Below are 19043 nucleotides of genomic sequence, written 5' to 3'. Positions count from 1 at the left end.
TCAGCGGGTGTTCCATTCGTGCACGGTCAGGTCGGAGGCCTGCATCGTCACCAGCGGATCGGTGGCGACGATGGCCTGCGCCTGCGCCAGGCTCTCGACATTGCACAGCACGTAGGCGCCACCGCTGCCATCGGCGAAACCGCCGGTCAGCTGCAGCTTGCCCTGTGCCTGCAACGCCTCGAGGAAGTCACGGTGCGGCTGCACCGCGGCGGCGTTGAAATCGGGCCGGCGCATCGCCAGCACCAGATAGACGGTGGCCGCCATCAGGCCAGCGCCTGCCAGCGCGCACGCAGTTCATCCAGGCGCAGGTCGGACGCCGAGCCCGGCGACACGCGAGCGGCCAGGCTGCCTTCCGGCGTGCGCCCCTGCCCTGCACTGTCGGCACCGGCCGCAGCAGCCTTGTAGGCCTCTCGGAACGGCACGCCGGCTACCGCGGCCTCCACGGCTACATCGGTGGCGTACATGCCCGAATCAATCGCTGCGCGCAGCTTCTCGTCGCGCCATTCCAGGTTGGCCAGCAAGGCCGGCAGCAGTTCCAGCGCGGCCAGGCCGCGGCCGAAGCCGTGGAAGATGGCGCCCTTGGACGACTGCAGATCCCGGTGGTAGCCCGACGGCAGCGACAGCAGCTGCTCGATCTCGGTGCGTGCGGCGGCGACGCTGGCGTGGGTTGCGCGCATCAGCTCGATCACGTCCGGGTTGCGCTTGTTGGGCATGATCGAGCTGCCGGTGGTGTACTGAGCCGGCAGCGCGACGAAGCCGAACTCGGCGCTGGTGAACAGCGACAGGTCCCAGGCGATGCGGCGCAGGTCCAGCGTGGCGCCACCGAGCGCTTCCAGCGCAGCCAGCTCGAACTTGCCGCGCGAAAGCTGCGCGTAGATCGGCGAGATCTGCATGCGCGCGAAACCGAGCGCCGCCGTGGTGTGCTCGCGGTCCAACGGCAGGTTCACGCCGTAGCCGGCGGCGGTGCCGAGCGGGTTGGCGTCGACCAGCGCGTGGGTGTCGCGGGCGCGGATGGCGTTGTCGATGAAGGCCTCGGCCCAGCCCGCCCACCACATGCCGGCCGAGGACACCACGGCCCGCTGGATGTGGGTGTAGCCGGGAATCGGCAGATCCTTCTCGGCCTGTGCACGGTCCAGCGCGACCTTGGCCACGTCGGTACTGACCTGGGCCAGGCGCTGCAGCTTCTCCTTCAGCCACAGGCGCGTGGCCACAAGGATCTGGTCGTTGCGGCTGCGGCCGGTGTGGATCTTGCGGCCGGCATCACCGAGGCGTTCGGTCAAGCGTGCCTCTATGGCCGAGTGACCGTCTTCGTACTGCGTGTCCAGCACGAAACGGCCTTCGCGGAAGTCCTGCGCCAGCGCCTCCAGTTCGCGCTGCAGTCCAGCCAGCTCGTCGGCACTGAGGATGCCGATGTGCTGCAGGCCCTGCGCATGCGCGGCGCTGGCGGCAATGTCGTGCAGGAAGAACTCGCGATCGAGGATCACGTCGTCGCCGGCGAGGAAGGTCTGGATCTGTGCGTCGACGGCGACGCCGGGCTTCTGCCAAAGAAGGTCTGCCATGGGGGCTCCGGAAGGCGGGTTCAGTGCGGGATCGACGTCAGTTCGTCGATGCCCAGCGCAAGGTTGAGGTTCTGCATGGCCTGGGTGGCCGCGCCCTTCAGCAGGTTGTCCAGCGTTGCCACCACGACCACGCGCTTGCCGCCCGGGGCCAGGGTGAAGCCACCGACCTGCGCACCATGGCGGCCGGCGATGCGGCTGACCCACGGCGCTTCATCCACCACCTCGATCAGCGGTTCACCGGCATAGGCCTGCTGGAAGCGCTCGACGATCTGCTCGCGGGTCTGCACCCGGTTCAGCCACAGATTGGCGGTCAGCGTGATGCCACGGAAATGCGGGGCGACGTGCGGCATGAACTCGACCGCCACACCCAGCTGCACCGAGACTTCGCGCTCGTGCACGTGGTTGGCCAGCGCATAGGGCATCAGGTTGTCGGCCAGCAGTTCGACGTTGTTCTTGTCCGACGGCGTGGTACCGGCACCGGAGTAGCCGGAGACACCGAAGCACTGCGGCGGACCGGCCAGCAGGTCCAGCAGCGGATGCACCGCCAGCTGCATGGCGGTGGCATAACAGCCCGGGTTGCTGATGTGCTTCTGGCCGTTGTAGCGGCCACGGGTCAGCTCCGGCAGGCCGTAGTACCAGCTGTTGTCGAAGCGGTAATCTGCCGAGAGATCGACGATGACGGTGTCCGGCTTCGCTGCCTCAAGCGCGGCCACGAACGGCGCGGCCAGGCCATTGGGCAGGGCCAGGATCACCGCATCCACGCCCTTGGCAGCCACTGCATCGGCGTCGAGGTTCTCGTACTGCAGTTCCCCCTGGAATTCCGGATGGTGATCGGACAGGCGCTGCCCGGCGCGTTCGCGCGAGGACACGAAGGCCAGTTCCAGTCGCGGATGGGCGGCCACCAGCTTGATCAGCTCGGCGCCGGTATGGCCGCGGGCACCGACGATGCCCAGGGTGAAAGTCGAATCGTTCATGCGTGGCTGTCCAGGCGGTATCGCAGGTGGCGCTTCACGCCCTGCCATTCCGCATCGATGATGGAGAAGATGACGGTGTCGCGCGGCGTGCCGTCGGCGTGCCGCTTATGGTTGCGCAGCACGCCATCCTGCTTCGCGCCGAGGCGGGCAATGGCGGTGCGCGAAGTGGCGTTGAACCAGCTGGTTTCCAGTACCACGCTGATGCAACCCATCGTTTCGAAGGCGTGCTGCAGCAGCAACAGCTTGGCTTCGGTATTGGCCCCGGTGCGCTGCACGCGCGGCGTGTACCAGGTGTAGCCGAGGCTGAGTTTCGGCACGCTCGCATCCATGTCGTAGAAGCGCGTGCTGCCGATGATCTCACCGGCGGCATCGCAGATCACGAACGGAAGCACCTTGCCCTCGGCCTGCGCCTGCAGCGCGGCCTGCACATAGGCCTCGGCCCGCTCCGGCGACGGCACCTGGGTATACCAGAGCTGGTTCAGGCCGCTGCCGTCCAGCGCAGCACGCAGGCCGGGCACGTGTTCCATCTGCAGCGGCTGCAGCATCACGTGCTGGCCGCGCAGGGTGGGTACCGAATTCCAGGCGTCGGGGTTGCTCATCGCTCAGCCCTGCAGGCTTGGTGTGCGCTTGGCGCAGTGGTCGACATAGGTGCGGATGCGATCGATGCCATCGGCACCGAACCAGAACACCTTCCATTGATCCTGCTTGTAGCAGCCATCGGATTCGGCGTAGTAGAAATGGTTGATCGGGTTGCCATGCCGCGAGCGCCAGAACAGCTGCGGGGTTTCCTCCAGCATCACGTTCCAGACCGCACGACCGAGGCCTTCACCCTGCGCGTCGTCGAGCACGGCGAACTTGTCCAGGTACACGCCTTCGGCCTCATCGGTGAGGATCACCGCGGTGCGGTAGTTCTCGCTGACATAGGCGCGCAGCAGTTTGGTCTTCTCGAAGTAGTCCGGCACCAGGGTGCGGCCGAAGCTGGATTCGATCAGGCCCTTCAGGCGCGGCAGGTCCAGTTCGTTCCAGGCGGTGGCGCGCAGCACCTTCTCGCCCTTGCGCACCAGCGTGCCCGAGCCCTTGTGGGTGAACAGTTCCTTGGCCAGGTCGGCCGGGCGGGTGATCGACACCGACGATTCCAGCGGCAGGCGATCGAGCAGGTCCTTGATCTGTTCGATCTTCACCTTCATGCCGCCGTGGATCCAAGGCTGCGCGATCAGGTGGTCGTACTCGGTGGACAGGTTGATCGAATCGATCACGTTGCCCGCCTCGTCCAGCAGGCCGCCGGTCCCGGTCAGGAAGATGATCTTGTACGGCTGCAGTTCCTGCACCAGCTCGTTGGCGGCAAAGTCGGCGTTGACGTTGAGGATCTGGCCACCGGCGGTTTCACCCAGGCTGGTGATGACCGGGATCGAGCCGGCACGCAGGCTGGCCTCGATGGGCGCCAGGTTGACCTTCTTCACCTCGCCGACCAGACCGTAGGTATCTACGTCCAGGTACTCGGCCTCGAATACGCCACCGGTGATCGAGGTGGCGCGCGCACCGTTCTGCTGCAGCGCCTCGACCAGGCGCAGGTTGGACTGCTGGAACACCCGGCGCACGATCGCCAACGCTTCCGGCGAGGTCACGCGCAGGCCGTTGACGGTCTGCTTCTCGATGCCGGCTGCCGACAGCTCGGCATCCAGCTGCGGGCCGGCACCGTGCAGCACGATCGGGGTCAGCCCGACTTCCTGCAGGAACGACAGCGAGGAGGTCAGCGCGTCGAGGTCGTCGCGTAGCACCGCGCCGCCAACCTTGACCACGGCGAAGCGCTTGGCGTCCAGCTGCGAGAAGCGCTTGAGGTACTGGCTGATCTCCTTCGCGCTGGCCATGCTGGAAAGCAGGCGCACGATGGTCTGGCGGGTCTGGCGGTGGGGCTGGAGGGCAGGAGACATTTCGGTTTCGTCGGAATAGGAAAGAATCAGGCGCCGGCGGCGATGATGCGGTGCACGGCGTCGGTGTAGCGCTGCAGCTGGTCCAGCGTCACGAACTCATCGGCGGTGTGGGCCTGGGCAATGTCGCCCGGGCCGAACACCAGCGTGGTGTAGCCGGCGGCGGAGAACAGCGAGGCCTCGGTCCAGAAGTCCACCGCGTTGCCGATCGGCAGGTCCAGCGCGTCGGCCACGTCGCGCGCCAGCAGCCGGCGGTGCTCGGCTTCGGCAATGTCGCCGGCCGGCAGGCTGGGGCCGCGGAAGGTCTCGGTGAACAGCGCGGCGTCCGGTTCGGCGAAACCGGCGAAGGTGGCCAGCAACGCGTCGATGTCCATCGACGGCAGTGGCCGGAAACCAAAGCGCACTTCGGCAGCCGGCGCGATCATGTTGGCCTTGATGCCACCTTCGACGCGGCCGATGTTGAAGCGCAGGCCGGTCAGCCCACCGAAACGGGCCGAGGCCAGCGCTTCGACATGGTCCAGCGCGCGGTTGCCCCAGCGCATCGCCTGGTGCAACGCGCTGGCAGCCGCATCCTGCTTGCCCGAGGCATGCCCGGCGCGGCCGGCGAACTGCATCAGTACCGAGCTGATGCCACGATGCGCCAGCACCGCTTCGCTCATGGTCGGCTCGGCCACCAGCACCGCTTCGTACGGAATGCCGCGGGCCAGGAACGCGGCGATGCAGCGCGGATCGTTGGCCTCCTCATCGCTGGAGAACAGGAACGCGGCATCACCATCGCTGGCATTGGCCGCAGCCACCAGTGCAGCGGCCGCGCCCTTGATGTCACACACGCCGAGGCCGACCACACGGTCGTCCAGGCGCCGCATCACATGCGGGTCGGCACTCCAGTGCGGCGAGTCCGGCACCGTGTCCAGGTGCACGTTGAACAGGTACTTCGGCGTTCCGCGCACGGCATACAGGCTGACTGCACCGGCGCCGTGATCGATCACCTCGACGTTGAAGCCGGGCAGGTTCGCGCGCAGGTAATCGAAGATGCCACCGGTGGTGATCGCACGCGGCGGGTTGCGGGTGTCGAAGGACACCAGCGCCTGCAGGTGATCGAGCGTCTGTTCAAGCATGAATCAACAATCCTGTGGAATTCCGCCGGGCATGGCCCGGCGCTACCGGAGCACGTCTGGTGGAGAGCCCCCTTCTTGTTGAAGGGGGCGCGCCGAAGGCGCAGGGTTAAGGTGAAATGCGCGGGCTCGTGCTCAAGTCAACCACGGTTGACTTGAGCAAAGAGCGTCGAGCTCATGCCGAACAGCTTGATGAACCCTTCGGCCTCTTCCACGCCCCAGTCGGCCGACTGCGCGTAGGTGGCACCCTTGGTGTTGAGCAGGTGCGGCGACTTCACCGCCACCGCGTCGACGCGGCCACCACGGGTTTCCAGCACCACTTCGCCGTTGACCTTGGCCTGCGAGGACTTCAGGAACGCTTCGATGTCGGTCTTCAGCGGATCGTGGTAGAAGCCTTCGTACACCAGCTCCACCCACTTGCGCGCCACATCCGGCTTGAAGCGGTTCTGCTGCTTGGTCAGCACCGCATCTTCCAGCGCGCGGTGCGCGGCCAGCAGCGAGACCAGGCCCGGGGCCTCGAACACGATGCGGCCCTTCAGGCCGATCACGGTGTCGCCGGTGTAGACGCCGCGGCCAACGCCGTAGGGGGCGAACAGCTTGTTGAGCTGCGCCAGGATCTGGTCACCCGGCAGCGCCTTGCCGTTCAGTTCAACGGCCTCGCCTTCGACGAACTTCAGGGTGACGGTCAGGGCCTGTTCCGGCCACTCGCTGCGCGGCGAGCACCAGCCACGCGCACCCTCGCCCGGGGCTTCCCAGCGGTCGATCTCGCCGCCGGACATGGTCACGCCCAGCAGGTTTTCGTTGATGGTGTAGGCCTGCTGCTTGGCGCGCACGCCGAAGCCGCGCTCTTCCAGGTACTTCTGCTCGTAGGCGCGGGTCTGGGTGTGTTCCTTCTGGATCTCGCGGATCGGCGCGATGATCTGGTAGTCACCCAGCGCCTTCACGGCCAGGTCGAAGCGGACCTGGTCGTTGCCCATGCCGGTGCAGCCGTGGGCGATGATGTTGGTACCCAGTTCGGCGGCACGCTTCAGCGCGGCATCGACGATCAGGTAACGGTCCGACACCAGCAGCGGGTACTGGCCCTGGTAGCCTTCGCCGGCCCACACGAACGGCTTGACGAAGCCCTCCCAGATGGCCGGGCCACCGTTGACGGTGACGTGGCTGGTGACGCCCAGTTCGGCGGCGCGCTTCTCGATGAAATCGCGCTCTTCATCATCCACGCCGCCGGTGTCGGCGAACACGGTGTGCACGTTGTAGCCACGCTCCTGCAGGTACGGCACGCAGAAGCTGGTATCCAGGCCGCCGGAGAAGGCGAGAACGACGTCTTTGTTGCTCATGGGGAGGGTATGTCCTGGTAGCGCCGGGCCGTGCCGGCGGAAATGATTGAATCGAAAAAAAATCAGCGCCCGGCAACCGCGGCCATGATCGCCTTCTGCACGTGCAGGCGGTTCTCGGCTTCGTTGATGGCGATGCACTGCGGCGAATCCATCACGCCGTCGGTGGCCTTCACATTGCGGCGCAGCGGCAGGCAATGGCTGAACACACCGTTGTTGGTCAGCGCCATCTTGCGTTCGTCGACGATGAAGTGCTTGAACTGGTCGCGGATCGGCTTTTCCGGCTCCCAGTTGCCGAAGAACGGCAGCGCGCCCCAGCTCTTGGCGTAGACCACGTCGGCGCCGGCGTAGGCGCTGTCGATGTCATGGCTGATCTTCAGCGAACCACCGCTCTCGGCCACGTTCTGCTCGGCCCAGCCCATGTAACGGTCATCCAGGATGTAGTCGGCGGTCGGGCACAGCAGGGTCACGTCCATGCCCATGCGGGTGGCGATGGTCAGCGCCGAGTTGGCCACGGCGGTGTTCAGCGGCTTGGGGTGGTAGGTCCAGGTCAGCACGTACTTCTTGCCACGCAGGTCCTGGGTGCCGAAGTGCTCCTGCAGGGCCATCACATGCGCCAGTTCCTGGCACGGGTGGGTGATGGTCTCCATGTTGATCACCGGCACCGGCGAGTACTTGGCGAAGCTGTTGAGGACGATGTCCTGGCGGTCGTAGGCCCAGTCGATGAACTTGGGGAACGCGCGCACGGCGATGATGTCGCAGTAGCGGCCCAGCACCTTGGCCACTTCAGCGATGTGCTCTTCGGTATCGCCATCCATCACCGTGCCGAGGTTGAACTCGATCGGCCACGCATCCTTGCCCGGCTGCAGCACCACGGCGTGGGCGCCGAGCTGGAACGCGCCCAGTTCGAAGCTGGTGCGGGTGCGCATGGACGGGTTGAAGAACACCAGCGCGATCGACTTGCCCTTGAGCTGGTCGCCGAGCTTGTTGCGCTTGAACAGCGCGGCCTGGGTCAGCAGCGCGTCAAGTTCGCTGCGGCTCCAGTCCTGGGTGTTCAGGAAGTGCTTGGGGGACATCATCTTTCCTTGCGTGGCAGCGCCGGGTCCGGCGCGGTGGAAGGGAAAAGCAGGAAGCAAAGGTGGAACGAAAAGATTGCAGTTGCAGCTTTCAGAACGCGTAAACGAAAAAACCCAGCCGGCGGGCTGGGTTTTTTTCGGACGAACAGCAAAAAGCTCCGGTTACCCAGCGAGAATGTGGGGTTCCGGTCGACGGGCACGCGAGGTCATGCCCGACGCCTGTCGGGCTGCGCTGCTGTCGTGCTGGAAGTCGGTGAGCTTCATGGCCGACAATCTTTGCATGCGGCCGGGGCCGGCGCAAGGGGCCGGGGCCACGGAATCAGGGATTGCCGGCGGCACCCTGCTCGGGGCCCACCCAAGGGGTGATCGAGACCCGGATCTTCAGCCGGTTGCCGGGGTCTTCCGGCAGCCGCGAGCGGTACTTGGTGCCCTTGTAGACGTAATCCACGTCATAGGCGATCGGCCGGCGGAATTCACGCCCCACCGGCACGATGCGGCAGTCGCGGGTCAGCATCGGACCGTTGTTGGCCGGTGCCGGGGCAGGCGTCTCGGCGGCGGTCTCCTCGGAGACCTCTTCATCGCTGCGCTTGAACATCGAGCGCACCGAGTCCCAGAAGCGGCTGATCCGGCCCTTGTCCTCGGCCGGCTCTTCACCGGTCACGTTGACCGGGGCCAGGGTACGGGTCGAGATCGGCTCGCAATGCTCCTCGGTGCGGGTCGCGCGCAGGGTCTGGAACACCGGCTCGACGTTCAGCACCTGCGCATAGTCGAACTTCACGTTCTCGACGATCACCACCCGGTTGCGCGGCTCGGCCTCCTGCGCCTGGGCCACGGCGGCCGTCGCCGACAGGCAGGCCAGGGTCAGCAACGCGGTGGATTTCAGTGGCGACGGGAGCAAGGACACGGCAATAGTGTAGGCAGTGACGAGCGCAAGGGGCTGAACATTACCCGTCCACGCCGCTCCTGCCCACCCCACCTTGGGTGGAGCCGGCGTCCACCGGTGGCAATCGGCGTCCCCAAAGGGGGCCGACACGTTCTAAAATCACAGGCTTGTCCCCCAGCCACAGCCCCATGACCCTGCGCCTGCACAACAACCTGACTCGCCAGCTCGAACCGTTCACCCCGCTCGATCCGGCCTGTCCGACCCTGTATGTGTGCGGCCCCACGGTCTACAACTACGTGCACATCGGCAACGCCCGCGGCCCGGTGGTGTTCGGGGTGCTGGCCGACCTGCTGCGGCGGCGTTTCGGCGCACTGCGCTACGCCCGCAACATCACCGACGTGGACGACAAGATCAACACCGCCGCGCACGAGCAGGGGGTGCCGATCAGCACCATCACCGACAAGTTCGCCGCCGCCTACCGTGAAGACATGGCCGCGCTGGGCGTGGTGCCGCCGGACATCGAGCCGGAAGTGACCGCACACATGCCGCAGATCATCACCATGATCGAGCAGCTGATCGCCAACGGCCATGCCTATGCCGCCGAGGGCCACGTGCTGTTCGCGGTGGCCAGTTTCGACGGCTACGGCAAGCTGTCACGCCGCGACCCGGAAGAGATGCTGGCCGGCGCCCGTGTCGATGTCGCCCCCTACAAGCGCGATCCCGGCGATTTCGTGCTGTGGAAGCCCTCCACCGACGACCTGCCCGGCTGGGAATCGCCGTGGGGCCGTGGGCGCCCGGGCTGGCACATCGAATGCTCGGCGATGGCCGCCGCCCATCTGGGCGAGACCATCGACATCCATGCCGGCGGCGTCGACCTGCAGTTCCCGCACCACGAGAACGAGATCGCGCAGAGCGAATGCGCCCATGGCGGCAGGATCTTTGCCCGCTACTGGCTGCACAACGGCATGCTCAACTTCGGCGGCGCCAAGATGAGCAAGTCGCTGGGCAACATCGAGCGCGTGCATGACCTGGTGCGCCAGCATCCGCCGGAGGCGCTGCGCCTGGCCCTGCTGTCGGCCCATTACCGGCAGCCGCTGGACTGGTCCGACGGCCTGATCGAGCAGTCGGTGCGCACCCTGGACCGCCTGTACGGCACGCTGCGCGAGCTGGCATCGATCGAAGCCAGCGCGGTGATCCCGACCAGCGTCGAGGCGACCCTGGATGACGACCTGAACACCCCGCAGGCGCTGGCCGAAGTGGCCCGCATCGCCGCCGAGGCGCGTCGTGCCACCGATCCGGCCGAACAGGCGCGCCTGAAGGGCGAGCTGCTCGGTGCAGGCCTGGCGCTGGGCCTGCTGCAGGCCGATCCGGCGCAGTGGTTCGGTACCGCCGCCGGCGATGAGGGTGACGATGCCCGCATCCAGAGCCTAATCGACGAACGCGCAGCGGCCAAGAAGGCGCGCGACTTCGCCCGTGCCGACGCCATCCGCGACCAGCTGGCCGCCGAAGGCATCGTGCTGGATGACACCCCGCAGGGCGTTCGGTGGTCGCGCAAGCGCGGCTGACCTGCCCTGCCCCGTGGCCGGTCCGCCGGCCACGCCCCCACCGTAGAGACTGTTGTGACCGACTCCCCGTTCCCGCTTGAACCCACCGCCGCCGAGGCCCAGACCGCCATCGCCGAGGAATTCGGCTTCTTCGGCGACTGGTCCGAGCGCTACCAGTACCTGATCGACCTCGGCCGCAAGCTGCCCGCCTTCCCGGACGAATGGAAGACCGAAGAGCACCGCCTGCTGGGCTGCCAGTCGATGGTCTGGATCATGCCGGAAGGCAACGCGCAGTCGCTGCGCTTCCACGCCATCAGCGACTCGGCGATCGTCTCCGGACTGATCTTCCTGGCCCTGCGCGTGTACTCCGGGCGCTCGGCACAGGAAATCCTGGATACCGAGCCCAGCTACATCCAGGACATCGGGCTGGCCCGCCATCTGTCACCCACCCGCAGCAACGGCGTGGCGGCGATGCTGGCCTTCATCCGCGAGACCGCGCAGGCCCAGCTGCAGCGCGATCCGTCGTGAGCGAGCCTGCCACAGCCGAAGACACCGCGCTGGGCCTGCTGTCCCGGCCCGGTTTCGCCAAGCTGCTGGCCTACCGCATCTTCGCGATGCTGTCCTACCAGGTGGTTGCGGTCACCGTCGGCTGGCACATCTACGAAGTCACCCGCAATCCGTTCTCGCTGGGCCTGGTCGGCCTGGCCGAGGTACTGCCGTTCTTCTGCGTGGCGCCGTTCGCCGGCTATCTGGTCGACCACCTGCCGCGCCGCCGGCTGGGCATGGTCGCCTGTTCCGGGCTGATCGCCACGGCGCTGGTGCTGACCGGCGTTGCCACCGGGTGGCTGCCGTTTGAAGGGGTGTGGCCGATCTATGCGGCCATCGCCCTGACCGGCATGGTCCGTGCGTTCCTCTCGCCCATCTACAACGCGCTGTTCGCCCGCGTGCTGGCGCGCGACCAGTTCGCACGTGGCGCCGGGCTCGGCGCCGTGGTGTTCCAGGCCGGCATGGTCGCCGGCCCGGCGCTGGGCGGCGTGCTGGTCGGCTTCGGCGGCAAGGGCCTGTCCTACGCGGTGGCCACGGGCTTCGCGCTGGTGGCGATAGCCTGCCTGGCCACGCTGAAGGTGGAAGAACCGGTGCATACCGGCCCGGCCGCCCCGATCTTCAAGAGCATCGCTGAAGGCGCGCGCTTCGTGGTCGGCAACCGGATCATGGTCGGGGCGATGGCACTGGACATGTTCTCGGTGCTGCTGGGCGGCGTGGTGGCGATGCTGCCGGCGTTCCTGCACGAGATCCTGCACCACGGCCCGGAAGGCCTGGGCATCCTGCGCGCGATGCCGGCGCTGGGTTCGGTGTGCGTGGGCCTGTGGCTGGCGCGCCACCCGCTGCACCGCAATGCCGGCCGCGTGCTGCTGTTCGCGGTGGCGGGGTTCGGCCTGTGCGTGATCGGCTTCGGGCTGTCGCAGCACTTCTGGCTGTCGGCGCTGATCCTGCTGTTCTACGGCGCGTTCGATGGCGTCTCGGTGGTGATCCGCTCGACCATCCTGCAATTGGCTACGCCGGAAGAAATGCGCGGGCGGGTATCGTCGATCAACGGCATCTTCATCAGTTCGTCCAACGAGCTGGGCGCGTTCTATGCCGGCACCATGGCCCGTCTGCTGGGACTGGTACCGGCGGTGGTGCTGGGCGGGTTCGCGGTGCTGAGCGTGGCCGGGATCACCGCGTGGAAGAACCCGACGCTGCGGAAACTGAATCTTCGCGACCTGCAGTGAACCTGTAGAGCCGAGCCCATGCTCGGCTGCGCATTTCCGTGCGCTCACGTACCGGTAGCGCCGGGCCATGCCCGCCTGGCTCTTTCCGCGACCGCGGCGGGGTGTCACTTTCCTTGCGCGCGCACCGTGCTGCAGGAGCAGCGCGGAACGGCGCAGCCGGCCCGCAGGGTGGCGCACATGGATGTGCGCCATCAAGAAAGTCACCCAAGAAACACGCGGCCATCCGCGAGCCGGCGCTGTGCGCCGGTGCCCTGTGCTCGTCGGTGAATCAGGGGATGGTGCCGAACTCGCTGCGCTCGAACGGCGGCGCCTCTTCGCCCCTGATTCGCCTGCGGTGCTCGGCTCGCTACAAGGCGGACCCAACACAGCCGCGAGCCCACGCATGACCGCTCCTGGCGGAGCCAAGCCCTGCTTGGCTGTTCTTGCCCTTGCTTTTCCCTACCCTCCGCCTTCGGACCGAGCCGAGCATGGGCTCGGCTCTACAGCGGCCGCGCGCGCACGAAAGCGTCGAGAGCCTGCGGTGGGTCCGATACCCGGAAGGCGCTGCCCTTCGCAGCCAACCCGAACCCAACAAAAAACCCGGCCGAGGCCGGGTTTTTCGCATGACCATACAACGAGCAGGAATCAGTCGCCCTGCTGCTTCTGCAAGTGCTCCCAACGCTCCTGGGCGTCGATGGTGCGCTCGGCGGTCAGGCGCGCTTCGAGGCGCTCCAGGCCGATTTCTTCACCGGTGTCGACGCAGTAGCCGTAGTCGCCCGCTTCCAGGCGCTTCAGGGTGCTGTCGATCTTGCCGATCAGCTTGCGGTAGCGGTCGCGGGTACGCAGTTCCAGCGAGTTCTCGGTCTCGCGGGTCGCACGCTCGGCTTCATCGCCGATGTCACGCACTTCCTCGCGCAGGTTCTCGATGGTCTGCTTGGACTCCTCCACCAGGTCCGCACGCCAGTTCTGCAGGCGCTGGCGGAAGTACTCCTGCTGCAGCGAGCTCATGTATTCCTCTTCCGAGGACGGCTTGTAGCCAGCCGGCAGGATCGGGCGGCCGGTGGCCTCGTCGGTCTTGTACTCGACCACCTTGTACTTGCTGCGCGGGGCCGGTGCCGCCGAGCGGGCGGCGACGGCCACGGCAACCTTGCCGACAGGGCGCGACACGGTCTTCGGGGCGGAATCGGATTTCACGGCGGTTTTGGCAGGCGATTTCGAAACGGGCACGGGATTCTTGGATTGCGGGGCCTTCGAAGCGGCAGGAGCGGCGGCCGGGGCCGGCTTTGGGGCCGGTTGGGCTGCCGCCACTGCCACGGTCTTGGCCGGGACAGGCTTGGCCGGAGCCGGCTTGGCAGCAGGCTTCGGTGCGGACTTCACTACTGGGGCCGGGGCCGACTTCGCGGCCGGCGCGGCAACATTCTTGGCAACCTTCTTTACAGCGGCAGGCGTGGCGACCGGTTTAGCCGTAGCGACCTTCTTTGCTATGGGCTTGGCGACCGGCTTGGCCGCCGCCTTCGTCAACGCCGCCTTCGGCGCCGGCTTGGCCGCTGCCTTCTTCGCCACCGGCTTGGCGGCAGCCTTCTTGACCGGCGCGGCCTTGCTGGCGGCCTTCTTCACCACCGGCGCCTTCTTGCTGGCAGCGGCAGGCTTGGCCTTGGCGGGCGCAGCGGCCTTCTTCGCCACCGGCTTGGTTGCCTTGACCGGCGCCTTCTTTGCGGTGGCCTTCCTGGCCGCCGGTTGCGAGGACGCTGCCTTGGTCGCCGGCTTGCTCGCCGGTTTCCTGGCAACGGGCTTTGCCGCCAACTTCTTCACAACAGGCTTGGCGGTTTTCTTGGCGGCCGTTGCGGCCTTCTTTGCAGTTTTTTTAGCAGCCACGAAACGCTCTTCCTTGGATTCCCCGGGGCCCGGGAAAGCGGGCCTTTATAGCCTACCCGACCCGCAGCAGCAACCTCGGCATCCCGCTCCATTCAGTCCTGGAGTCAAGGTGCCCAAGGGGCAGTCCGACGAACACGGACCGCCTTGCGCGGCACGGAACCTGGCCAGCACCCGAGAGTGCTGGTACCGGTCGCAGGCCATCGGCGACATGCGACCAACGGCCCATCCTGCACAAATGCGGCCTTCATGCCAACTGGCATAAGATGACTGGGTGATCTCGCGCCTGCTCATTGCCCTGCTGCGCTTCTACAAGCGCTTCATCAGCCCCCTGCTGGGGCCGCGTTGCCGTTTCGTGCCGAGCTGTTCTGAATACGCGATGGATGCCATCTCCCGACACGGTCCGCTGCGTGGCAGCTGGCTGGCTGCGCGCCGGCTGGGCCGCTGCCATCCGTTCCATCCCGGCGGCTTCGACCCGGTACCCGAATCCACCCACGCCCCCTCTTGCCGTTGCACAGGAAAACACTGACATGTCCTCCACCCTCATCACCAACGCCCGGATGGTCAACGAAGGCCGCACCTTCGACGGCGACCTGCGCATCGAGAACGGCCGCATCGCGCAGATCGGCAGCGGGCTGACGCCGCGCGACGGCGAGCAGGTGGTGGACGCGGCCGGGCGCTGGCTGCTGCCCGGCATGATCGACGACCAGGTACATTTCCGCGAACCGGGCCTGACCCACAAGGGCGACATCGCCAGCGAATCGGCGGCGGCCGTGGCCGGTGGCCTGACCAGCTTCATGGACATGCCCAACACCAATCCGCCGACGCTGGATTCGACCATCCTTGAGGCCAAGTACGAACTGGCGCGCGGCCGCGCCTGGGCCAACTACGGCTTCTACCACGGCGCCAGCAATGACAACCTGGACGCGATCCGTGCGCTGGACCCGAAGAAGGCCCCGGGCGTGAAGGTGTTCATGGGTGCGTCCACCGGCAACATGCTGGTGGACAACCCGGAAACGCTGGACGCGATCTTCCGCGAATGCCCGACCCCGATCATCACGCACTGCGAAGACACGCCGATGATCGATGCCAACCTGAAGGCCTTCCAGGAAAAGTACGGTGATGCCCTGACGCCGGACATGCACCCGGACATCCGTTCGCGCGAAGCCTGCATCAAATCCACTCGCCTGGCCATGTCGCTGGCACGCAAGCACGGCACCCGCCTGCACGTGCTGCACATCTCCACTGCCGATGAGCTGGCGCTGTTCGAGAAGGGCCCCCTGATCCGCGCTGACGGCAGCCGCAAGCAGATCACCGCCGAGACCTGCGTTCACTTCCTGCACTTCGCGCGCCCGGATTACGCGACCAAGGGCAACCTGATCAAGTGCAACCCGGCGATCAAGGAAGTATCCGACCGCGAGGCGATCACCGCCGCGCTGGCCGACGACGTGCTGGACGTGCTGGCCACCGACCACGCGCCGCATACCTGGGAAGAGAAGCAGAAGCCCTACGCTCAGGCGCCGTCGGGCCTGCCGCTGGTGCAGTACGCACTGGTGGCCGCGCTGGAGCGCGTGCACGAAGGCAAGCTGACCCGCGAGCAGGTGGTGCAGAAGTTCGCGCACGCACCGGCACAGCTGTTCGACGTGGAAGAGCGCGGCTTCCTGCGCGAAGGCTACTTCGCCGACCTGGTGCTGGTCGAAGACGTGCCGTTCACGGTCAAGCGCGAAGACGTGCTGTCCAAGTGTGGCTGGTCACCGTTTGAAGGCACGACCTTCCGTTCGCGCATCGCCTCCACCTGGGTCAACGGCCAGCTGGTGTGGGACGGCAGCAAACTGGTCGGCGAGCCGGCCGGCCAGCGCATGACCTACGACCGCTGATGCGCGCGGCTCTCCTGACCGGAGCGCTGCTGCTGGCGGCGCCCCTGCTCTGCACACCTTCGGCAAGCGCGCAGGATGCCATCGGCAGCCTGATCGACAGCCGCGTGGTGTTTCCGGCCAGCGCGTCGCAGGGCGCACTGGTGATCGGCAAGGTGCCCGCTGGCAGCCGCGTGCAGTACGCCGGCCGCCAGTTGCGGGTGAGCAACTACGGCAGCGTGGTGTTCGGCATCGGCCGCGACGAGAAGGGTCCGTTGCGCGTGCAGGTGCAGCGCGCCGACGGTGGCAGCGAAACCGTGACCATCGCGGTGACGCCGCGTGACTGGCCGACCGAGCGGGTCAACGGCGTGCCGCCGAAGACGGTCAATCCGCCGCCGGCGATCGCCGAGCGGATCAAGCGCGAACAGGCGCAGGTGACCGCCGCGCGCGCGCGCGATGACGACCGCACCGACTTCACCCAGACCTTCATCTGGCCGGTGCAGGGTCGCATCAGCGGCCGCTTCGGCAATGCGCGCGTGTACAACGGCCAGCCCGGTGCCGGCCATTCCGGCATGGACATCGCGGTGCCGACCGGCACCCCGGTGAAGGCACCAGCGGCCGGCGTCGTCACCTTCGCCGGCCCGGACCTGTACCTGACCGGCGGCACGCTGCTGCTCGACCACGGCTTCGGCGTCAGTTCCAACTTCCTGCACCTGTCGCGCATCGACGTGAAGGTGGGCGACCGTGTGGAACAGGGCCAGGTGATCGCCGCGGTCGGCGCCACCGGTCGTGCCACTGGCCCGCACCTGCACTGGGGCATGAACTGGTTCGACACCCGTATCGACCCGCTGCTGGTGCTGGAGCGGAAGTAACGCCCATCGCCCGGCGCGGTGGTGAGCCGCTGTTGTAGAGCCGAGCCCACGCTCGGCTGTCGCGCAGAGATGAGCCGAGCATGGGCTCGGCTCTACAGACAGCATTCAATAACCGCGCGAGGTAGCGCCGGATCAACCGCGCGCAGCCCACCACACGCGCAGCAGGGTGCGCACCGGGGTGGCTTCGATCGGCTTGCCTGCGGCCTGCGCCGCCACGCGGGCGCGCGCCAGGCTGGACCACACGCGGCGCGGGCGCGGCCCGGGTACGCGGCTGCCCCATCCCTTCAGCAGGTACTGCGCCCAGCGCTGCGCGGCGGTGCTGGAATCCTCATCCAGCAGGCTGCGCGGCACACCGGCCACGCCGGCGTCCTGCAGGCGCTGCGCCAGGGTCTGCAGCTGCACGGCACGGCCGGCGCCGGTGCGCGGCGTGTCGTTGAACAGCGCCGCTTCCACCGCGGCGACCGCGTCGGCGTAGTTGGCCAGCGCGCGCTCGGCGCTGGCCGCATCCAGCGCGACCGTGCGCGCTTCGACCAGATCCGGCAGGGCTTCGGCCAGCTGCGCCCACGGCGCACGCACCGGCTCCAGCAAACGACCCAACGGGTGGCGCGACCGGTGCGAAGCCCAGCTGCGCAGCTCCTCGCCCCACCAGGCCAGCTTGGCATCGGCCGGCAGCGGGTCGCCACTGGTGTTGAGCATGTCGTCGAATTCCTGCAGCAGCGCGAACCACGCCACGGCAAGCTCGCGTTGCGATTCGGCCACGAACGGGGCGGCCACCGACCATTCCGGCCAGCGGCTGCGCCACTTGTCGAGGAAACTGTCCAGCGCGGTACTGCTCACTACGTCATTCCTTACGGCTGGGCCGGGGTTGCCGGCCGGGTCGGCCAGAGGCTGGCCAGTTGCAGAAGCCCGGCGTTCTCGACCAGCACGTCGGCCTGCCAGGCCAGGGGGTCGTCGCTGTGCAGGCGGTAACCCCACAGCGCCGCCACCGACGGCATGACGGCAGCGCGTGCGGCGATGATGTCGCGCTCGTCGTCGCCCACGTACACGCAGTCCTCGGCAGCAATGCCGATGGCCTGCGCAGCGTGCAGCAGCGGCAGCGGATGCGGCTTGCGCTCGGCCAGGCTGTCGCCGCCCACCAGCACCGCACAGCGCTGCTGCCAGCCGTACTGCGGCACGATCAGCCGCGCCAGGTACTCCGGCTTGTTGGTGACGATTCCCCACACCGTACCGGCGGCATCCAGTGCAGCAAGCATGTCTGCAACGCCATCGAACAGTACCGCGTGCTGCCCGATCAACGCCTCGTAGCGCTGCAGGAACTCCGGAATCAGCGCATCACGCGCCGCCGTGTCCAGTTCGGGGAAGGCTGCCGAGACCATCGCACGCGAGCCCTTGGACACCACCGGGCGCAGCAGCGCCGGATCGATCGGCGCACGACCACGCTCGGCCAGCATCGCATCACAGGTGGCGACGAAGTCCGGCGCACTGTCCAGCAACGTGCCGTCCAGGTCGAACAGCACCGCACGCGGGAAACCGGCGGAGGTCATGCCGGCTTGACCGCGTAGGCCAGGTAGTTGATGTCGGTGCGGCTGCTTAGGCGGGCGTGGTTGCGCCACGGCTCGTAGGCCATGCCGCTGACATCCACCAGCTGCAGGTCGGCCTCGCGCAGCCAGCGCGCCAGCTCGGCCGGCTTGATGAATTCCTGGTAGTGATGGGTGCCCTTGGGCAGCAATCGCGCCACGTACTCGGCACCGACAATCGCTACCGCGAAGGCGGCGGCGGTGCGGTTGATGGTCGACAGGAACAGGTGGCCACCCGGCTTCAGCAGACGCTTGCAGGCCTCGATGATCGCGCCCGGGTCCGGCACGTGCTCGAGCATTTCCATGCAGGTGACCACATCGAAACTGCCCGGCTGCTCGGCGGCCAAGTCCTCGGCGGCCTGGACGCGATAATCGACCTTGGCGCCGCTTTCCAGCGCGTGCAGGCGTGCGACCTTGACCAGTTCCGGGGCCAGGTCGATGGCGGTGACGTCGGCGCCGGCCTGCGCCAGCGCCTCGCTCAGCAGGCCGCCACCGCAGCCGATGTCGAGCACACGGGCACCGCGCAGTGGCACGCGGTCGGCCACGTACTTCAGCCGCACCGGGTTCAGCGCATGCAGCGGCTTCTGCGGGCCGTCAGCGTCCCACCAGCGGTTGGCCAGCGCAGCGAACTTGTCCAGCTCGGCCTGATCGAAATTGGAGGATGCGTGGGGGGCAGTCATGGGGTAGTCCTTGCAGCGCCAGGGT

Annotated in this window: 19 protein-coding genes; 6 read left to right on the top strand and 13 right to left on the bottom strand. The window is 67.3% G+C overall.

The annotated features are described in order from the left end of the window. The 9 genes from AC5P8Z_RS07840 to AC5P8Z_RS07800 all read right to left on the bottom strand — a co-directional run bounded on the left by AC5P8Z_RS07840 (window position 1) and on the right by AC5P8Z_RS07800 (window position 8869). Window positions 1-264, bottom strand: coding sequence for a YciI family protein (locus AC5P8Z_RS07840; protein WP_049429612.1), 264 nt, complete (start codon window positions 262-264; stop codon window positions 1-3). Next, the gene (gene argH / locus AC5P8Z_RS07835; RefSeq protein ID WP_495228665.1) at window positions 264-1559 is read right to left on the bottom strand and encodes an argininosuccinate lyase; all 1296 of its coding nucleotides are present in this window, start codon (window positions 1557-1559) and stop codon (window positions 264-266) included. Before argH ends, AC5P8Z_RS07840 begins: the two co-directional genes overlap by 1 nt. A 20-nt stretch (window positions 1560-1579) precedes the next feature. Then, window positions 1580-2533: an N-acetyl-gamma-glutamyl-phosphate reductase gene (gene argC, locus AC5P8Z_RS07830; protein WP_286069134.1), complete on the bottom strand. Its 954-nt coding sequence runs from the start codon at window positions 2531-2533 to the stop codon at window positions 1580-1582. After that, on the bottom strand, window positions 2530-3132 hold the full coding sequence (locus tag AC5P8Z_RS07825; protein ID WP_286069135.1) for a GNAT family N-acetyltransferase: 603 nt from the start codon (window positions 3130-3132) through the stop codon (window positions 2530-2532). Before AC5P8Z_RS07825 ends, argC begins: the two co-directional genes overlap by 4 nt. Before the next feature lie 3 nt (window positions 3133-3135). Further along, window positions 3136-4464: an acetylglutamate kinase gene (locus tag AC5P8Z_RS07820; RefSeq protein WP_495228663.1), complete on the bottom strand. Its 1329-nt coding sequence runs from the start codon at window positions 4462-4464 to the stop codon at window positions 3136-3138. A gap of 26 nt (window positions 4465-4490) precedes the next feature. Continuing rightward, a complete protein-coding gene (locus tag AC5P8Z_RS07815) occupies window positions 4491-5579 on the bottom strand; it encodes an acetylornithine deacetylase (RefSeq protein WP_286069137.1) in 1089 nt (362 codons plus the stop codon). 137 nt (window positions 5580-5716) lie between these two features. After that, window positions 5717-6913 (bottom strand): argininosuccinate synthase, encoded by a 1197-nt coding sequence (locus AC5P8Z_RS07810; protein WP_164275604.1) that lies wholly within the window; start codon window positions 6911-6913, stop codon window positions 5717-5719. A 62-nt stretch (window positions 6914-6975) separates the two neighbouring features. Next, the gene (locus AC5P8Z_RS07805) at window positions 6976-7986 is read right to left on the bottom strand and encodes an N-acetylornithine carbamoyltransferase (RefSeq protein WP_054172186.1); all 1011 of its coding nucleotides are present in this window, start codon (window positions 7984-7986) and stop codon (window positions 6976-6978) included. Between the two features lie 319 nt (window positions 7987-8305). After that, the gene (locus AC5P8Z_RS07800; RefSeq protein ID WP_286072051.1) at window positions 8306-8869 is read right to left on the bottom strand and encodes a glycine zipper 2TM domain-containing protein; all 564 of its coding nucleotides are present in this window, start codon (window positions 8867-8869) and stop codon (window positions 8306-8308) included. A 188-nt stretch (window positions 8870-9057) separates the two neighbouring features. Here AC5P8Z_RS07800 and cysS point away from each other — a divergent pair, with 188 nt between their 5' ends. Genes cysS through AC5P8Z_RS07785 form a run of 3 tightly spaced genes read left to right on the top strand, consistent with a single transcriptional unit; the run spans window position 9058 to window position 12185 of the window. Then, window positions 9058-10434, top strand: coding sequence for a cysteine--tRNA ligase (gene cysS / locus AC5P8Z_RS07795; protein ID WP_495228662.1), 1377 nt, complete (start codon window positions 9058-9060; stop codon window positions 10432-10434). Between the two features lie 54 nt (window positions 10435-10488). Further along, complete coding sequence (locus AC5P8Z_RS07790; RefSeq protein ID WP_495228660.1) at window positions 10489-10941, top strand: SufE family protein; 453 nt, start codon at window positions 10489-10491, stop codon at window positions 10939-10941. Next, the gene (locus AC5P8Z_RS07785) at window positions 10938-12185 is read left to right on the top strand and encodes an MFS transporter (protein WP_495228659.1); all 1248 of its coding nucleotides are present in this window, start codon (window positions 10938-10940) and stop codon (window positions 12183-12185) included. The genes AC5P8Z_RS07790 and AC5P8Z_RS07785 overlap by 4 nt, the downstream gene beginning before the upstream one ends. A gap of 624 nt (window positions 12186-12809) precedes the next feature. Here the strand turns inward: AC5P8Z_RS07785 and dksA are convergent. Next, window positions 12810-14039 carry an RNA polymerase-binding protein DksA gene (dksA, locus tag AC5P8Z_RS07780; protein WP_495228658.1) on the bottom strand — a complete coding sequence of 410 codons (1230 nt, stop codon included), beginning with the start codon at window positions 14037-14039 and terminating at the stop codon, window positions 12810-12812. A gap of 271 nt (window positions 14040-14310) precedes the next feature. Between dksA and yidD the strand changes: the two genes are divergently transcribed. The 3 genes from yidD to AC5P8Z_RS07765 are packed head-to-tail and all read left to right on the top strand — an operon-like array spanning window position 14311 to window position 16761. After that, the gene (gene yidD, locus AC5P8Z_RS07775) at window positions 14311-14565 is read left to right on the top strand and encodes a membrane protein insertion efficiency factor YidD (protein WP_005417723.1); all 255 of its coding nucleotides are present in this window, start codon (window positions 14311-14313) and stop codon (window positions 14563-14565) included. Between the two features lies 1 nt (window position 14566). Continuing rightward, window positions 14567-15913 carry a dihydroorotase gene (locus AC5P8Z_RS07770; protein WP_286069142.1) on the top strand — a complete coding sequence of 449 codons (1347 nt, stop codon included), beginning with the start codon at window positions 14567-14569 and terminating at the stop codon, window positions 15911-15913. Further along, a complete protein-coding gene (locus AC5P8Z_RS07765; protein WP_286069143.1) occupies window positions 15913-16761 on the top strand; it encodes a M23 family metallopeptidase in 849 nt (282 codons plus the stop codon). The genes AC5P8Z_RS07770 and AC5P8Z_RS07765 overlap by 1 nt, the downstream gene beginning before the upstream one ends. 132 nt (window positions 16762-16893) lie before the next feature. Here AC5P8Z_RS07765 and AC5P8Z_RS07760 read toward each other — a convergent pair whose 3' ends face one another. From AC5P8Z_RS07760 to ubiG, 3 genes are read right to left on the bottom strand one after another with little or no spacing between them, the layout of a single operon-like run. After that, window positions 16894-17598 carry a squalene/phytoene synthase family protein gene (locus AC5P8Z_RS07760; protein ID WP_495228657.1) on the bottom strand — a complete coding sequence of 235 codons (705 nt, stop codon included), beginning with the start codon at window positions 17596-17598 and terminating at the stop codon, window positions 16894-16896. An 11-nt stretch (window positions 17599-17609) separates the two neighbouring features. Further along, window positions 17610-18305 carry a phosphoglycolate phosphatase gene (locus tag AC5P8Z_RS07755; protein ID WP_286069145.1) on the bottom strand — a complete coding sequence of 232 codons (696 nt, stop codon included), beginning with the start codon at window positions 18303-18305 and terminating at the stop codon, window positions 17610-17612. Continuing rightward, window positions 18302-19018, bottom strand: a complete 717-nt coding sequence (gene ubiG / locus AC5P8Z_RS07750; protein ID WP_188249615.1) for a bifunctional 2-polyprenyl-6-hydroxyphenol methylase/3-demethylubiquinol 3-O-methyltransferase UbiG — start codon at window positions 19016-19018, stop codon at window positions 18302-18304. Before ubiG ends, AC5P8Z_RS07755 begins: the two co-directional genes overlap by 4 nt. Window positions 19019-19043: the final 25 nt, after the last annotated feature.

It is taken from the genome of Stenotrophomonas sp. YJH_SMC_17, from assembly GCF_059371655.1.
The sequence above is the reverse complement of the archived record's forward strand: the minus strand, read 5'-3'. Positions and strand labels throughout refer to the sequence as shown.

Excerpts from the sequence above, each read along its gene's own strand:
- AC5P8Z_RS07840 (WP_049429612.1), bottom strand. The coding sequence starts at position 264 with ATGGCGGCCACCGTCTATCTGGTGCTGGCGATGCGCCGGCCCGATTTC.
- argH (WP_495228665.1), bottom strand. The coding sequence starts at position 1,559 with ATGGCAGACCTTCTTTGGCAGAAGCCCGGCGTCGCCGTCGACGCACAG.
- argC (WP_286069134.1), bottom strand. The coding sequence starts at position 2,533 with ATGAACGATTCGACTTTCACCCTGGGCATCGTCGGTGCCCGCGGCCAT.
- AC5P8Z_RS07825 (WP_286069135.1), bottom strand. The coding sequence starts at position 3,132 with ATGAGCAACCCCGACGCCTGGAATTCGGTACCCACCCTGCGCGGCCAG.
- AC5P8Z_RS07820 (WP_495228663.1), bottom strand. The coding sequence starts at position 4,464 with ATGTCTCCTGCCCTCCAGCCCCACCGCCAGACCCGCCAGACCATCGTG.
- AC5P8Z_RS07815 (WP_286069137.1), bottom strand. The coding sequence starts at position 5,579 with ATGCTTGAACAGACGCTCGATCACCTGCAGGCGCTGGTGTCCTTCGAC.
- AC5P8Z_RS07810 (WP_164275604.1), bottom strand. The coding sequence starts at position 6,913 with ATGAGCAACAAAGACGTCGTTCTCGCCTTCTCCGGCGGCCTGGATACC.
- AC5P8Z_RS07805 (WP_054172186.1), bottom strand. The coding sequence starts at position 7,986 with ATGTCCCCCAAGCACTTCCTGAACACCCAGGACTGGAGCCGCAGCGAA.
- cysS (WP_495228662.1), top strand. The coding sequence starts at position 9,058 with ATGACCCTGCGCCTGCACAACAACCTGACTCGCCAGCTCGAACCGTTC.
- AC5P8Z_RS07770 (WP_286069142.1), top strand. The coding sequence starts at position 14,567 with ATGTCCTCCACCCTCATCACCAACGCCCGGATGGTCAACGAAGGCCGC.
- AC5P8Z_RS07765 (WP_286069143.1), top strand. The coding sequence starts at position 15,913 with ATGCGCGCGGCTCTCCTGACCGGAGCGCTGCTGCTGGCGGCGCCCCTG.
- AC5P8Z_RS07755 (WP_286069145.1), bottom strand. The coding sequence starts at position 18,305 with ATGACCTCCGCCGGTTTCCCGCGTGCGGTGCTGTTCGACCTGGACGGC.
- ubiG (WP_188249615.1), bottom strand. The coding sequence starts at position 19,018 with ATGACTGCCCCCCACGCATCCTCCAATTTCGATCAGGCCGAGCTGGAC.